This is a genomic window from Bradyrhizobium sp. Pha-3 (assembly GCF_042258325.1).
Classification (GTDB): Bacteria; Pseudomonadota; Alphaproteobacteria; order Rhizobiales; family Xanthobacteraceae; genus Bradyrhizobium; species Bradyrhizobium elkanii.
On the sequence record NZ_CP170151.1, the window covers coordinates 8,381,932 to 8,396,410 of the forward strand.

Consider the following 14,479-nt stretch of genomic DNA (forward strand, 5'->3'; position numbering starts at 1 on the left):
GGCGGGCTCACTCCGACGCCGGCGGCTCAACCCATACGTCGCTCTGCTGGATCCGACGGATCAGCGCTTGCGGGTCGAACTTGCGTAAGCCTGCGGGAATTTCAAACATTTGCGCTGCCTGCTGCTCGTCGCGGATGTGATCGGCAGCGATCACCGTCCCATCCGCGGTCTTGATCCGTACCGGAAATCTGCGCGCGCGGTCGATCCAGCCGACAAAGCTCAAACCGGACGGCGCGGCGATTCGAAAGACGTCGGTATTCTGCCCCGCGACGGTTTCCTCTCCGTCGCGCTGGCAGTGCCACGTCGCGAGGTCGATCGGCGCGGACAGCTGCGCCATCGCCAGCCATTGCCGGCAGGGATCATCCGGATCGACCGGAATGAACATTTGGGTGAGCGGGCTCGATTGCCGCGCGTCCATGTAAACGCGTGCCGCCGGACGGACGAAATAGGCCGCGGGCTTGCCCGTATCGATCAGGAAGAAGCCGTCGGGCAGCGCGCTTGTCTCGATCCGTGCTTTTCCGCCGGAGACCCGCAAGGCTCCCATGGCGGCTGACGTATCGTCCTTGTTCGCGACGAGGTCGGCGGAAAACTGCTGTGCCATGGCCGGGATCGCCGCGCTGGCCAGGATGGTGACGGCAAGCAGGCCGGCCGCGACGCTCCTGCTGATCGAGCACGTCTTCTCGTTGCGTTTCATCGCATGTCTCCGGTCGATCAAATGGTGGGGACAGAACATGACGGCGCCGACCGAACCATTGGTTAGATCGGCGCCGGCCTTGGATGGAGTCAGGACCTCGCTGTGTGCGAGAGCTTGATCACTCGGTGTAGGACAACGTGACCGGCTTGCTGAAGTCGAACGCGTCGAACATGTCAGACAATGCCGGGCTGTTGGTCGGAACGTACTCGTTGTTCTTCGAATAGCTCGGGTTCGGCAGGTTGTCGCGGCTGCGGTTCGTGAGCGGCTGGAGAGCCCAGTTGCGTTCGATGAACTTCAGCAGCGAAACGTGGTCGGCGTAGTTGTGGTTGACCTTGCCGCCCGTCGAATAGGGCGAAAGGATCAGGGTCGGAATGCGCGGTCCGTCGCCGAAGAAGTCGATGGACTGCTGGTAGCCGGAGTCCCAATAGCCGCCGGCCTCGTCCCAGGTGATGAAGACCGCGGTTTCAGCCTTCAGCTCCGGGTTGTTGTCCAGCGAGTTGAGCACGTTCAGGACATAGGCCTCGAACAGATCAACCTTCGAGCTCTGCGGATGACCGTCGAGCAGGCCGTCCGGCTTGCCGAACGACACCGCAGGCAGCGTGTTGTTCTGGATCGCCGTGATCAGATCGGCAGTGTCCTTCATGTGAGCCTGACGCACGGCCGGGTTGGCCATGATCGAGGTCGCATACTGGAACGGATTGCAGATCTGGCAGTAGGCAACGCCGAGCGCGTGCGCCGGATCGGCGACCGCAGCGGCGCTGAGGTTCGGGTTCGACGGATTGGCGGCGACCGCGGCGTTGGAAAGCGCCACGGCGTCGTTAAACGCGCCGCCATAAAACGCCCAGGAGATGTTCTTCTCCATGAGCGCATCGCCGATCGTGCGAACCGACGACGGCGGCACGTTGTTGCCACCCGACAGCGCGCCGTTCGGCAGATAGCCCGGGTTGACGTTGTTGAGCATGTAGTAGTGGTTGGGCTTGCAGTTCGGCTCCGCCGCGTATGGCAGATTGTTGAGGTAGGTGACGATCGGCTTGACGCCGGGCTGGAACACGTCTGAGCAATTGCTCCAATTGCCGTCGACGGTGTAGCGGTTGACCGAACCCGCGACCGGATTCGGGTTGGCGATCAGGTTGGCCGGCGGCGTCACCGGATTGCCCTTGCCGTCGCTCCAGAAGGCCGCGTCGCCGGTACCGAGCATGAAGTGGTTCGCGCCGGTGCCGCCGTGGAACGACTGGTGGAAGTTGTCGCTCAGGGTGAAGCGATCGGCGAGCATCTTCAGGACCGGAGCCTGCCCCTGCTGGGCGTTGTAGTAGCCCATCGAGTTGGCCATGCTCTTGTTGGACGCCGAATAGGTCGCCATCACGAACGGGAACAAATCGTTCAGGCAGCCCGAATTGTTCTTCTTGGTGGCGTTGGCGGCGCTGCAGTCTTCCTGCTGCCAATCCTGATAGAAGCGATGCGTCGAGTCGCCGGTGTAGTCGTCGTCGCTGATCTGCTCACCCTGCAACTGGAACGGTCCGTTCAGACCGCCGGCGCCGGGAATGCGGGTATCCAGCACATTGGTCGGCAGGCCGCTGAAGCCGGTGGTGAGGATATCGAGATCGGCCGGGTCCATGTCCTTCTCGACGCTGGCCTCAGTGATCGTCTTGAACGGAGCGCCGGTGTCGCTCTGCGCGGTCGGCGTGCCGGCCGTGTTCGGCTGCGGCATCGGGTTGGTCGCGTTGTAGGGCGACTTCGCGATCGTCGGTGCGCCGATATAGTACAAGGGCTGGCCCGCGACCGAGGACTGCTGCGCCTGCGCAAAGTTCGGTCCCGGCGTTCCATCCTCGTTGACGATGCCCTTCGACAACAGGTTGGAGATGGTCTGCCCCTTGCCCTTCGGCTTGTAGATACCGAAGGTGTGATCGAGGCCGCGGTTTTCACCGATCAGAATGATGACGTGCTTGATCGGCGACGCGGTCTTCACGCCGTGATCGCCATCACCATGATGGCCATGGTTCTCGTGCTTCGCACGATCGCCCTCTTCGTGCGCCTGGTGATTGTGATGCGGACGCTTGTCCCAATCACTGCGGCCGCCCGGATAGTGAGCGGCATATGCGGCTGTTGCGACGAGCACCGTTGACGCGATGCAGAGCGCGGTGCTGGTTCGCCAGTGCTTTTTGTAATTCAAACTCATTGTCGACCTCAGGGTGTTTGCGGTTAGCAACACACACTGCTTAGTGCGACAATATGACGCATGCTTTTCGCTTACGTGAAAACGCGCGAGAAATTTCGAAACGTTCAAATATTTTCTGTGGAGACATCTGCCGCTGCGCTGCAGCTCCACGATTCAACGATGCAATCAGGGATAGAAAATTGATCGAGCATCCGCGCCACGCCGCAGACCGCAAAATCATCACGCTACAATGCAATCGGCGCGAAAGGTGCCTGGAGCGCATCACCTGGCGAAGCGCAGCATAATGCTGGTCATGCACGTCTTGATTGAATAGCGACCATGGCTCGGCGCTGGCCAACAGCGCAGGCACTGCAGCAGCCATCAGATTGCGATAATTCCTGAACTCGGTGGCGGCATCCGCGTTGCGCCCTGCCGCAACCGCCATCTCGATTCGCCGCAGCGTGAGCACGAGCTCCTTGAGGCCGTTGCGCGCAAGCACGCGCTGCTGCTCGCCGCCCGACACGCTGGTGTTCTTGCGATCGGGATATTGCTCGGTCAACTCGCGAAGTTCGCGGCCGATCGTATCGACCGCCAACGCGACGATGTCCTTGTCACCGGCAGGAATCGCGGTCGCGAGCACCATCGAGAAATCGTTGATCTCATTCAGCGTTGCACCGGCACCGTCGCGCTCATAGGGCTGTGCGCCATCGCCGACCGCCGTGAGATAGGCAACGAGGTCGCCCTTGTCCTGCGCCGAGAGGTCGAGCTGAAAAGTCCGGTCGAAATAGTCGACAACCTGGTTGTAGTTGTCGAAGCGGCCGTCGTGAAAGTACGGCGCGTTGAAGTCGGCGTTGCGCAGCGTCGGCGTCTTGAACAGGCCGCCCGAACCGATGTCGTGCTGCTGGTGATCGAGGAAGCCGGACGACGGAACGTGGCATCCCGCGCAGCTCAATGATGGATCGTGCGGGAACGGCTTCGCGAACAGCGCTTCGCCGCGGCGCTCCGCGTCGCTGATCTTGCCGGCCAGCCGTCCGGCGGGACCAAGGCTCGGATTGGGCAGGAAGTCGATGTCGTGAATATACGCCACGATCGCATCGAGCGTTGCCGGCGACGGCTCGGGACCTGCGAACTCGTTGGTGATGACGTTGTGGACGAAGTCGCGCAGCGAGGCGAAGCGGCCGTCGGCGCCGTAGGGCGCAAGATAACGGGCGCCGCGCAGGCTCGGGATCCGCACGGGATCGAACGCCAGATTGTTGGCCTTCGGATTGAACAGCGGACCGGTGGTGTCGAATGTGCCGGGCCGGCTCGACATCTTCGGCATGAAGAATTTGGCGTTGTTCGCGCCATTGACGTGGCAGGTGCCGCAGCTCACGCCGGCCTGCCGCGCCACGTCACCCAGCAGCCCCGGCGAATTGAACGCGAGATCGCCGAGATTCACCAGATAGGACTTGGCTCCGGTCCGCTCGGACTGGAACACCTCGCGCGGCTTGTCGAGCGCATCCTCGTTCAGCTCGGTCGCAACAGGCAGCACGGTCTTGTCACCGTCGACCGGAAACGCCACCGCACGCCCAAGCAGTGCCAGGCCGATGACACCGGAGAGCAGCGCAGCCAGACGCAGGTGAAGCGATCTCATCGCGCCTGGGCCTCCAGGGTCGGCCGCTGCAGCCCGAGCTTTGCCGAGGCGCTCTGCAGCGCAACGACCAGTTCCTCGCTGGTCTGGCGCAGATCGGCAATGTTGACATGCGGCAGGTCGGGCGTGGCGACGATCGCTTCGAGCTGCTCGATCCGGTTGGTCACCATCTCGTCGAGCTTGCCGTCGACCGTGTTGAGCGCGGCCGAGAAGATCGTGTGGTAGGCGAAGTCGATGCCGGCGATGTTGTTGCGCATGTCGTCCAGCGAGGTGCCGCTGATGCGCGACTCGCCGCCATCGGCCTTGCTCTCTCCGACTTCGTAGGCGAGCCGCACGGTGCCATCCAGCAGGCCCTGCGGCGTCAGCTTGATATCCTTGAGCTTGCCGTGGAGATCGTTCAGATGCTCGACAAGGCCGGTCGCATCGGTGGCAACGTCGGTGCTGGCAGCTCCGAACAGTTTCGCCTCGATGGCGTGGAACCCGCTGTCGGCATTCGGCCAGGCGTCGATCTGCGCATCGAGCTCGGGCACGAAGCCTGCGGTGAACACCTCCGAGCGCTCCCAGCCGGCGCGCGCCGACAGCCAGGCCTTCTTCGCTCCAGGCAAATCCGCCGCCGCGGCGCGCTCGCGCAACGCACGCGCGCCTGTCAACGCACTGGCGACGCCCTCGATCAAATATGGCCGGTAGCGCTCGGCGCCCTCCTCGAGAGCGCCGGCATTCGCGGCGTGCACGCCTGCGAACGCTGCCAGCAAAGCAAGGCACGCCGCCACTTGCATCTTGTGCATAGTCAACCCACTCGTCTGCCACGAAAGGCTCGCGGCATGTAGCGGGGCGAACTATTGTCGGTATCCTATGCGGATTTGTGACAGCGCGGACTTTTTGTCGCATCTTTTCTGCTTCGCCAGCGTCGGTGACGATCACAATCTCGCAAACTCGTTCGCGCTGCTGTAGACCGATTGAAATTGAACTGTTCAACGCGCGTGAGTTGTTGCAGCACAGCGCCCGCACCTGTCACTTGTCCGTCGTCATGCAGATTGATCGCGAAGCTCTTTATCTTATCGGATCGTACGGCGCGCTTTGCATACTCTGCTGCGCCGTCGCGCTGATCGATCTTCGCCACGGCATCATTCCCAATTGGCTGAACCTTGCGATCGCGGCGCTCGGTCTCGCAAACGTCGTCGTCACCGAAGGCACGATGGCCGCCTTCACCGCCATGGGAATCGCGGTCCTGGTCGGCGTCCTGTTCCTGCTATTGCAGCGTGTTTACTTCGCCTTGCGGCAAGTCGACGGATTGGGACTTGGCGACGTCAAGTTTCTTGCCGCCGCGGCGATCTGGGTCGGCGCGACCGGCATTCCGACCTTGCTGCTGATCGCGGCACTCGCGGCGCTCGTTGTTGCCGGCGGTCTGCAACTCGCCGGTCACGAAATGAAGCGCCAGACCTCGATCCCGTTCGGCCCGTTTCTGGCGCTCGGGCTTCTCCTGACGCCGGCGCTTCAGAGCTGGCTCGCGTTGAACTAGCATCTCGGTCCGACGCGCAATCACATCTGGCGCCGCGCGGCCAAGGGCTTCCTCTCCGTGCTGACCGGAACGAGGCGGACATCGCCGCTCTCGTCAGCGCCGGGCTGGGGCAATGTGAGCACTGCCCCCTGATCGTCCTTCTGCATCGTGACTTCGCGTCCGTTGATGGTCCGCAGCTTCCAGCCCTGGAAGTCATCGCCGATCTTCAGCCGCAGCGCCGTCTTGGTCGATTGATCGAGAAATATCCCGAAGCTTTCGTCATCTCCCGCGATCGTGCCGACCAGCGACAGCGGCGGTGGCTCGATCGCGACCTTGCGCGGCGGCGCCGGCGCTGGCTTGCTGACCTCCGGTTCCGCAACGACGGCAGGCGGCGGCCGCCGCGACGGCGAGAACACCGGCCGGTCGCGCGTGTTGGACAGCGTCTTGAGCGGGATGCCCCACAACGGATTGGCGCTGAGCGGCCGCGGCGTCGGTACCGGCGACGGGGCCACCCGGACCGACGTCGCCGGTTCGGACGGTGGCGGTGAACTCAGCACCGGTCCGCCGAGACGGGTATCGTCGAGCATCCCGGCGTCCAATGCATCGCCGGATGGGGCAGGCACCGCAGCCGGCGCCGAATAGGCCGACACCGCCAACAGCACGATGGTCGCTGCGAAGCGTCGCATCATTTGGCTCCTCGCCATTGTCCGGAGACGCCGAGCAGCACGCGCAGCTTGCCGGGATCGGCGCCCTTGGCGGCCTCGTCGGCGACGGGTTGCACGACCAGCTGGTCGATGAACAGGAACGGCATGCCGGCTTCCAGATCGTAGAGCACCTGCTGCAATTGCGCCTGCTCGATCTCGCTGCTCGCGACCATGCTGATGAAGCCGGCCTTGGCCGGTGCGTTCGGAACATCGAGCTGCGTCGACAGCACATTGCCGCCGGCCTTGATCACCGCCCCCGACACCCGTTGCAGCAAGGTCGCGCCGGCCACCGTGACGGTCGCACCCTCGAGATAGGCAGAGCCGGTCGGCATTGCGGGTTGACCGGGCGCGGTATTCGCCCTGGATCGCCCCTCCAGTTGCTCCAGCATTCCGGCCGCTGCCGCAACATCGCTGCGTAGGCCGATGATGTCCGAGAGCGATGAGATGACGACAAAGAGCAGCAGCACGAAGAGGCCGAGATAGCTCGCGGTCGCGACCATTGGCGAGGTGCTGACAGTCGTCAGCGATCGGGATGCTGCGCTCATGAGCCGGACCCAAAATAGGCTGAGATGTTGGCCTCGACGTGGAACCGCTCCGCCGATTCATTCGCCGCGCGCGTCGTCGGCGCGAAGAACGTCGCGCGGGTGAATTGCGGTGACTGCTCCAGCAGGCGGATCAGGGACGGCGCATCCTGGGTCAGTCCCACCACCTGCACCTTGTTGCCCTCGATGCGGAGCTCCGTCACATAGGTCGTGTCGGGCAGCACGCGCGAGACCGCTTCCAGAACCATGACGCTCGACGGCGTCGTCTGCTTGCGCTTGGCCAGCAGGCCGAGCCCGGACGAGTCGCCATTGGCATCGAGACGCAGCGCAGCGCGGCGCTGGGCGATCCGGTGTTGCAGGTCTTCCTGCTCGGACTGCAGCCAACCGCCGAGATAGATGTTCAGCAGCAGCGAGACTGCGGCCGCGGCCGCCGCCGAGACCAGGCCGACGCGCAAGAGGCGCGGAACCGAAGGCCCGGCAAGGCCGCGCAGCGGCTTGTCGAGCAGCGTCACCTGCTGCGCGGCGGCGTCGCCGCCAACCGCCGGTGCCAAGACCGCGATGGAGGCGGCGCCGAGCATCCTCGCCATCCGGATCAACGGATCGACCTTCGTCGCCGCGGTCGCGCCGAACGCGACTTCAATGCGGTCATTGGCGATCGGCTGCGGCGAACTCCAGCCAAAGACGGCATCGCCGGCGCTCCATGGTGTCAGCCGGTCGACCTGCGCGCGGATCATGCCGTTGAGGAAGTCGCTTGCCTGGCTCGGGAAATCGAGCACGCGGCTGACGATCTGATCCGATCGCAAACGCACCTCGATGCGGCTGCCGTCGAACGCGGTCTTCCAGTCGGCCGGCAGCGGAGGCTGCGGCGCGTCGTGATCGAGCCGGAACGAAACCGGCATCGAAGGCGAGCCGTCCTTCGAGACCGCGAGGCGGGCGGTGAACGTGCCGTCGCCATTCTCGTCGAGCTCGATGCTGCGCCGGCGCATGAACTTGCCGGCGACGCCGTCGACGGCGGTCGCGACCGCGCCGATCCATTGCTCGAACCATTGCCGTGCCTCGGCAAGCATTGCCATCATCCTCTCTTGCGCAGCAGAACCGGGTTTCGCGGCTCGACATCGTTTTGCCAGGACAACACTCGATAAGGCTCGACCTTGTCGCCGAGTGCGATCACCGCCTCGGATGTGGTGCGGTGACCGTTGCGGAAGCGGATCGAGATTGCGATCCGGTAGCACAGGCTCTGCGCCGTCGATGCCGCGCTTTGCTGGTTTGGGGCCTGCGTCCCGGCAGCGATTCCATTCGGCGAAGCCGGGCGCGCGCCGAAGCCGTCCTGGTCCTTTCCCGATGCCTTATCGACGGCGAGAGCGACTTCCGGCGCGGCGATGGTCGGATCAACATCCGGACCGCCGTTGAACACCGTCACGAACGGCAACACGCGATCGACAAACGCTTCGGGAATGCCGGCGACCAGCGCCAGCTCGTTGACATGGCTGAACAGCCCCTGCCGCGGCGAATAGCCAAGCGCGTTGTAGCGCGCCGCCTCCACATTCTCGCTGCCCGGCGCGGGCCGGGTTCGCCAGCCGACGATCCGGTCGGCGTATTCGCTGGCGGCGTCCTTCCTGGCGCCGAGCACGACGAACAGGCCGATCAGCATCTCCTTCGACGCGTAGTTCAGATCCAGGCGGCCGGCCTCCGACGTGAAGGTGACGCCGACGCTGGCATCGTCCAGCCCGAACTGAAACGCCCCGTACTGCGGCCTCGTCTTCTCGTCCGTCAGCGTCAGCTGATAGGCGGTGAGCTCGAGCCCGGCCGACACCAGCGCCTCGGTCTGCAGCGACAGGTCGCTGGCCGCCAGCGCGCGCGCCGACGCGGCCAGATAGGCCGAGAAGATGATCGCCAACGACGACAGCGCCAGCAGGATCCAGAGCACGGCAACGATGACGAAGCCGCGATTGGCCGGCGATCGGCCGATATTGCCGGACGCGCGCATCACGTCTTCCCCTGATCGGTGGCACTGCCGGAACTCTGCTTGTCGCCGCAATTGCCGTCCGGCTTGGTGCAGTCGCTCGGAATCTGGACATGGACCGGCGCGATGGTCGAAACCGACAGGACGCGCTGGCTCGCCGCATCGCGCACGGTCAGCCGGATCATCGTCGGCAGCCGGTCGGCGTCCTTCCACGCGCTCTTCCATGCCCGGTCAGCGCCGGCATAGGCGAAGGACAGCCGATAGGGCGCGCGCAGCAGCACCACCGGGCTGCCGAGATGGACCTGCTCCGACAGCGACACCCCGTCGGCCAGCGGCGTGAAGCGCGTCTGCGTGCGAACCGTGACGAACTCGCGGCGATCGCGCGTCTCGCCAAGACGCACCACGTCGAGCCCCGGCCCTGCATTCGGTCCCACCGACGTGCGCACGAACATCACGGACAATTCCGATCCGTCGAACAGCGGCTTGTGGCTGTCGCGGTTGGCGGCAACGAATTCCGCGGCGGCAAGATCGGCGCCGATCCGTTCCAGCGCGATCCCGATCAATTCGCTGCGCTGGATCCGGTCGAGGCCCCTGTTCCAGCTCGGCAGCCATTGCGCCGTGATGCTGGCGAGCGCCGACAGCAACAGCCCCATCAGCGCCAGCGCGACAATGGTCTCGATCAGCGTGAAGCCGCGCTCGCCCGTTCGCTGGTGTGCCCATGCCCGCGTCATTCCGACGACCTCGGCATCAGGCGCACGGTGCGAATGTCGGACAGCGCGCCGCCCGGAGATTTGACACGAATCCGCACCAGCTCCGGGGCCCAGGGCACGTTGCCCTCGGGCACCTTCCAGTCGCCGCCGAGCGGAGCGACGTCGATGGTCCAGCGGTAGCCCTCCGCCTGCCCCGTCGAGGTGCCCGACTGCAATTCCGCGCGGGGCGGAATGCCGACCGTCATCAAGGTGCGCACCGCCTGCATCAGCGCCACGTGCTGCTCCAGCGCTCGCACGCCGCGCGTCTTGACGCCCATGACGGCGCCGATCGCAACGATCGAGACAGCCACCAGCGCCAGCGCCACCAGCACCTCGATGATGGTGAACCCCGCATCAGCGCGGTCAGTTGGCGGCGACGTCGCGAGCAACGATTTCTACCCTTCCGGTAAGCCAGTTGACGCGGACCTCATATCCCGCATCGAGCCGCGTCAGCGCGATGGAACCGCCGCAGGAACCGCCATTGGCGAAGAAACGGATGGTCGACAGTGCGGCGCGGCGCTGACAGCTCTGCGGCAGCACGGCATCGAACCGCACGTCTTCGGGGATCCGCACTGTCATGCGCGACGCGCCCGAGTGGATCACCCGGCTCGGCGCATCGACCAGCGTCGCAACGCTGGTGCTGCGCTCGATCGCCGCATTCCGATCGGCCTTCAGCAGCGTCGCGGTCTGCAGCGCATAGGCCTGCAGGCGCGATCGCGAGGTCTGGTGCGGAATGAACGGAAGCAACACGGCCGCCAGCAGCGCGATGATGGCGAGCACGCACACCATCTCGAGCAGGGTGAAACCGCGCTGCGTCGCGTCATTCATGCTTGCCATGCATCCTTACTGGTCGTTGTTGGCCGCGGTGGTCTTCTCGAGCGAGATGTCGGCGGAGGTGCCGCTGCCGCCCTCCTGACCATCGGAGCCGTAGGAGACGATGTCGTACGGCCCGTGTTCACCGGGCGAGCGATAGAGATAAGGGTGGTTCCAGGGATCGTTCGGGACGTTGCCTCCCTTCAGATACGGGCCGTTCCAGGCCGCGACCCCCGGCGTGCGCCGGACCAGCGCGGCAAGCCCCTCAGCCGTCGACGGGAAGCGTCCGGCGTCGAGATAGAACAGGTCGAGCGCGCTGGAGAAGCTCTGCAGCTGAATGCGCGCGGTCTTGACCTTGGATTCGCTGAGATAGTTGAGCACGCGCGGGCCGATCAGCCCCATGATCAGGCCGATGATCGCGATCACGACCAGCATCTCGACCAGCGTGAAGCCCTCCTGCCCCGAACGCCTCTGGCTTTGCGACGGTGTACGGGCGCGCTCCGCTCGCGTGGCGAATGCCTTTATGATGGTGTTGCGCGATATCATGGCCGATGACCCCTGCTCTAACCGACTAGCTGCGTGACCGAGAGCAGCGCCGTCATGACCGACACGATCAACCCACCCACGACGGTGCTGATCGTGATGATCGCCAGCGGACCGACGATGCCGACGACGCGGTCCAGGCTGCGCTGCAATTTTGCTTCGTAGAATTCCGCGACCCGCCCGGCCAGCACCGGCAGCTGCCCGGTCTCTTCACCGAGCCGCAGCATGCGGACCGCCATCGGCGGCAGACTGTCCGCCACGGCGAGTGCTTCCGATAATTTGCCGCCATGGCGGACGCGGTCGGCGGCGGCGGTCCAGTTCGCCTCGCTTGCGGTCACTGACATGATGTCGACCAGGATGCGCAGCGCGGCGGTGAGGTTGACGCCGCTGCCGAGCAGGACGCCGAGATTGCGGCAGAACAGGCTGGCGCGATAGAACTGGAAGGCGCTGCTGATACCCGGCACGCGCGAGATCGCATTGACCAGGGCGGCGCGCACGCGCGCCTGCCGCAGCAGCCACCACGCGAGCGCAATCGCCGCCGCACTGATCAGGCTTGCCGCCGTTGCATTGGCGCGCAGGAAATCCGACACCGCGATGAAGCTGGCGAGCGCGGTATCCGACTTGCCGCCGAAATCGCCGAGCACGGTCGAGAATTGCGGCAGCACGAACAGCAGGAAGAACAGCATCACGCCGGACGCTGCGACCAGCACGAAGGCCGGATACTGCATGGCGTCGGTCAGTTTTCGCCGCATCTGCTCGGACCGCGCGCGCTCGGTCCCCAGCATCTCCAGCACCGAATCGAGCGTGCCGGAGATTTCTCCGACCCGGACCAGGGCGATGTACATCGGCTGGAACAGGGTCGGATGATCGGCGACCGCGTCGGCAAAGCTCTCGCCGGTGAGGAGGGCGGCGCGGATTTTCGCAACCACCGGACGCATCCGGCCGACATCGGCGTCGCCGGACAGCAGCTCCAGCGCGTCGTCGAGCCGCGCGCCGGCCTTGAGCAGCAGCGCGAGATCGCGCGTGAACGTGGTGACCTCGGCAGCGCTCGGTCCGCCGAACAGGCTGCGGCCGCCGCCGGCGCCGGATGCGCGCTTGTCCTCGGTGGTTTCGATCGGCAGCAGCTTGAGATATTCGATCCGCCGCGCCACCTCGGCCGAGGTCGGGGCGGAGATCGTGCCGTTCACGATCTCGCCGGCCTGGGTCAACGCGCGATAGCGATAATTCGGCACGGCGTCACCGCACCGTTGCGACGCGGAGGATCTCGGCGGGCGAGGTCAATCCGGCGCGGCATTTTGCGACCCCATCGTCGAGCATCGTGGTCATGCCCGAGCGGATCGCCATCGTATCGATCTTCAGCCCGTCGGTTCGCTCCCCGATCAGTTCGCGCAGTTCATTGGACAGTTCGAGCAGTTCGAACACGCCGAGGCGGCCGCGATAGCCGGTCCCGCCGCAGCGCTCGCAGCCGCATGGCTCCTGAACGATCTCGCCGGCCTTGAAGCCGAGCGCGGCGAGCCGGGGATCCTCGGCGAAATCGGCTGTTGCAAGCGGCCGCGCCGTCTTGCAGCGCTCGCAGAGTTGCCGGACCAGACGCTGCGCGATCACGCCGCGCAACACCGAGCGCAGCAGATAGCCTTCAACCCCGAGGTCGAGCAGACGGGGCACTGCGGCAGCCGCCGTCTCGGTGTGCAGCGTAGTCAGCACCAGATGCCCGGTCAGCGCCGCATGCACCGCGACATGCGCGGTCTCGGAGTCGCGGATTTCGCCGACCATGATCACGTCGGGGTCCTGGCGAACGAACGACCGCAGCGCGGTGGCGAAGGTCAGGCCAATCGCGGGCTTGATCTGGGACTGGTTGACGCCGGGAAGCTCGTATTCGACCGGATCCTCGATGGTCAGGATCTTGCGGCTGGGCTCGTTGAGGATCGACAGGATCGTCGCCAGCGTCGTCGTCTTGCCGCTGCCGGTCGGTCCCGTGATCACGACCATGCCGTGCGGCAGCTTCAGGAGCCGCCGCAGCTTGGCTTCGTCAGGCTCGGAGAACCCAAGCTTTTCAACCACCAGCAGGCCGCGATCCTTGGGCAGGATACGGATGACACAGGATTCGCCGTGTTGCGTCGGCATGATCGCGACGCGGATATCGATGTCGGTGCGACCGGCCCGCAGCCGCGCCGCGCCGTCCTGCGGCAGGCGGCGCTCGGCGATATTGAGGTTGGCGATGATCTTGATGCGGGAGACCACCGCCTGTGGCAGCACGCCCGACAGCGCGGCGACCGGCCGGAGCAGGCCGTCGATCCGCAAGCGTACCATCAGGCCGGCGGAAAACGGCTCGATATGGATGTCGCTGGCGCGAAGCTCGACCGCCTTCTCGATGAGGTCGTTGACCGCGCGCACCACCGGCGCGCCGCTGGCGAGATCGCGCAGGCTCTCGATGTCGTCTTCCCGGGGCAGCGCCGCCGCGCTATCGGTCGCCTCCGCCTCCTCGGCGCTGGAAGAGTTGTTCAGCGCGATGGCGACGTCTTCCGACGAAGCCACTTTCACATCGATATCAGCGCCGAGCACGATCTGTGCCGCCCGCAGCGTCGCCTGGTCGGTCGGATCGACAACCGCGAGCACCGTGGTCCCGTCCGCCGCCCGGCACGGATAGACCATGGTCTCGCGCAGGAAACGTGGCGAGAACGACCCGACCAGCGGTTCGGCCGAGGTCATGTCCTGTAGCGTCAGGCGGGGAAGCGCAAAGAAGCGCGCGGCTTCGTCGGCGAATTCGGTCGGGGAGAGGCTGGTGACCTCCCACAGCTTCAATTGCCTGACGTCGGCGCCCTGCCCGGCCCGCTCAGCCGGCCCCTCGATCGGCGCCAGGTGATTGTTCTGACGCAGATAATCCACGAACAGAACGGACAGCTCGTTGGCCATTCTCGATATCCCGCCACACTATCCCGGATCAGTTCGTGCCAAGTGCCGCTGCGTGCCGTCGTGTTCGGCTCCCGGCAATTGTGCGGTTATCGATCCGAAGTGTGACAGCTGTGCGAAGTCACATCATTCGTCCCGCTCAACAAACTTTGAGGGTGGCATCGCGGACACAAGCAGCGCGCCGGCTGCACAATCCAGGTGCGATGCGATGGGCATGTCGCGAACGACAATCATGTAACCAATTTATTTCTGTCATGTTCGATCGCTAAGAGTCCCTC

At 65.1% G+C, this 14,479-nt stretch carries 15 protein-coding genes; 1 reads left to right on the forward strand and 14 read right to left on the reverse strand.

Going from position 1 to position 14,479, the window contains the following annotated elements; genetic code table 11:
• Window positions 1-7 precede the first annotated feature (7 nt).
• The 4 genes from ACE10X_RS40065 to ACE10X_RS40080 form a co-directional block, all read right to left on the reverse strand.
• Window positions 8-694, reverse strand: a complete 687-nt coding sequence (locus ACE10X_RS40065) for a hypothetical protein (protein WP_244435906.1) — start codon at window positions 692-694, stop codon at window positions 8-10.
• Window positions 695-812: 118 nt separating this feature from the next.
• Window positions 813-2,864, reverse strand: coding sequence for an alkaline phosphatase family protein (locus ACE10X_RS40070; protein ID WP_038386660.1), 2,052 nt, complete (start codon window positions 2,862-2,864; stop codon window positions 813-815).
• Between the two features lie 46 nt (window positions 2,865-2,910).
• Window positions 2,911-4,482: a cytochrome c peroxidase gene (locus ACE10X_RS40075; RefSeq protein ID WP_375763689.1), complete on the reverse strand. Its 1,572-nt coding sequence runs from the start codon at window positions 4,480-4,482 to the stop codon at window positions 2,911-2,913.
• Complete coding sequence (locus ACE10X_RS40080) at window positions 4,479-5,264, reverse strand: EfeM/EfeO family lipoprotein (protein WP_038386658.1); 786 nt, start codon at window positions 5,262-5,264, stop codon at window positions 4,479-4,481. Before ACE10X_RS40080 ends, ACE10X_RS40075 begins: the two co-directional genes overlap by 4 nt.
• Before the next feature lie 125 nt (window positions 5,265-5,389).
• Here ACE10X_RS40080 and ACE10X_RS40085 point away from each other — a divergent pair, with 125 nt between their 5' ends.
• Window positions 5,390-5,998, forward strand: coding sequence for an A24 family peptidase (locus ACE10X_RS40085; protein ID WP_304557260.1), 609 nt, complete (start codon window positions 5,390-5,392; stop codon window positions 5,996-5,998).
• A 20-nt stretch (window positions 5,999-6,018) separates the two neighbouring features.
• Here ACE10X_RS40085 and ACE10X_RS40090 read toward each other — a convergent pair whose 3' ends face one another.
• From ACE10X_RS40090 to ACE10X_RS40135, 10 genes are read right to left on the reverse strand one after another with little or no spacing between them, the layout of a single operon-like run.
• The gene (locus tag ACE10X_RS40090) at window positions 6,019-6,666 is read right to left on the reverse strand and encodes a hypothetical protein (protein ID WP_375763690.1); all 648 of its coding nucleotides are present in this window, start codon (window positions 6,664-6,666) and stop codon (window positions 6,019-6,021) included.
• The gene (gene gspM, locus ACE10X_RS40095; RefSeq protein ID WP_375763691.1) at window positions 6,663-7,226 is read right to left on the reverse strand and encodes a type II secretion system protein GspM; all 564 of its coding nucleotides are present in this window, start codon (window positions 7,224-7,226) and stop codon (window positions 6,663-6,665) included. Before gspM ends, ACE10X_RS40090 begins: the two co-directional genes overlap by 4 nt.
• Window positions 7,223-8,290: a PilN domain-containing protein gene (locus ACE10X_RS40100; RefSeq protein ID WP_375763692.1), complete on the reverse strand. Its 1,068-nt coding sequence runs from the start codon at window positions 8,288-8,290 to the stop codon at window positions 7,223-7,225. The genes gspM and ACE10X_RS40100 overlap by 4 nt, the downstream gene beginning before the upstream one ends.
• 5 nt (window positions 8,291-8,295) lie before the next feature.
• A complete protein-coding gene (locus tag ACE10X_RS40105) occupies window positions 8,296-9,210 on the reverse strand; it encodes a general secretion pathway protein GspK (RefSeq protein ID WP_038386652.1) in 915 nt (304 codons plus the stop codon).
• Entirely contained in the window at window positions 9,210-9,917 is a 708-nt protein-coding gene (locus ACE10X_RS40110; protein WP_038386651.1) for a type II secretion system protein J, read from the reverse strand. The genes ACE10X_RS40105 and ACE10X_RS40110 overlap by 1 nt, the downstream gene beginning before the upstream one ends.
• A complete protein-coding gene (locus ACE10X_RS40115; protein WP_157788057.1) occupies window positions 9,914-10,324 on the reverse strand; it encodes a prepilin-type N-terminal cleavage/methylation domain-containing protein in 411 nt (136 codons plus the stop codon). The genes ACE10X_RS40110 and ACE10X_RS40115 overlap by 4 nt, the downstream gene beginning before the upstream one ends.
• Window positions 10,299-10,763 carry a type II secretion system protein gene (locus tag ACE10X_RS40120; protein ID WP_038386656.1) on the reverse strand — a complete coding sequence of 155 codons (465 nt, stop codon included), beginning with the start codon at window positions 10,761-10,763 and terminating at the stop codon, window positions 10,299-10,301. Before ACE10X_RS40120 ends, ACE10X_RS40115 begins: the two co-directional genes overlap by 26 nt.
• 15 nt (window positions 10,764-10,778) lie before the next feature.
• Window positions 10,779-11,294 (reverse strand): type II secretion system major pseudopilin GspG, encoded by a 516-nt coding sequence (gene gspG / locus ACE10X_RS40125; RefSeq protein ID WP_038386650.1) that lies wholly within the window; start codon window positions 11,292-11,294, stop codon window positions 10,779-10,781.
• 17 nt (window positions 11,295-11,311) lie between these two features.
• Window positions 11,312-12,523: a type II secretion system F family protein gene (locus ACE10X_RS40130; RefSeq protein ID WP_304557268.1), complete on the reverse strand. Its 1,212-nt coding sequence runs from the start codon at window positions 12,521-12,523 to the stop codon at window positions 11,312-11,314.
• A gap of 4 nt (window positions 12,524-12,527) precedes the next feature.
• Window positions 12,528-14,204, reverse strand: coding sequence for a GspE/PulE family protein (locus ACE10X_RS40135; RefSeq protein ID WP_375763693.1), 1,677 nt, complete (start codon window positions 14,202-14,204; stop codon window positions 12,528-12,530).
• Window positions 14,205-14,479: the final 275 nt, after the last annotated feature.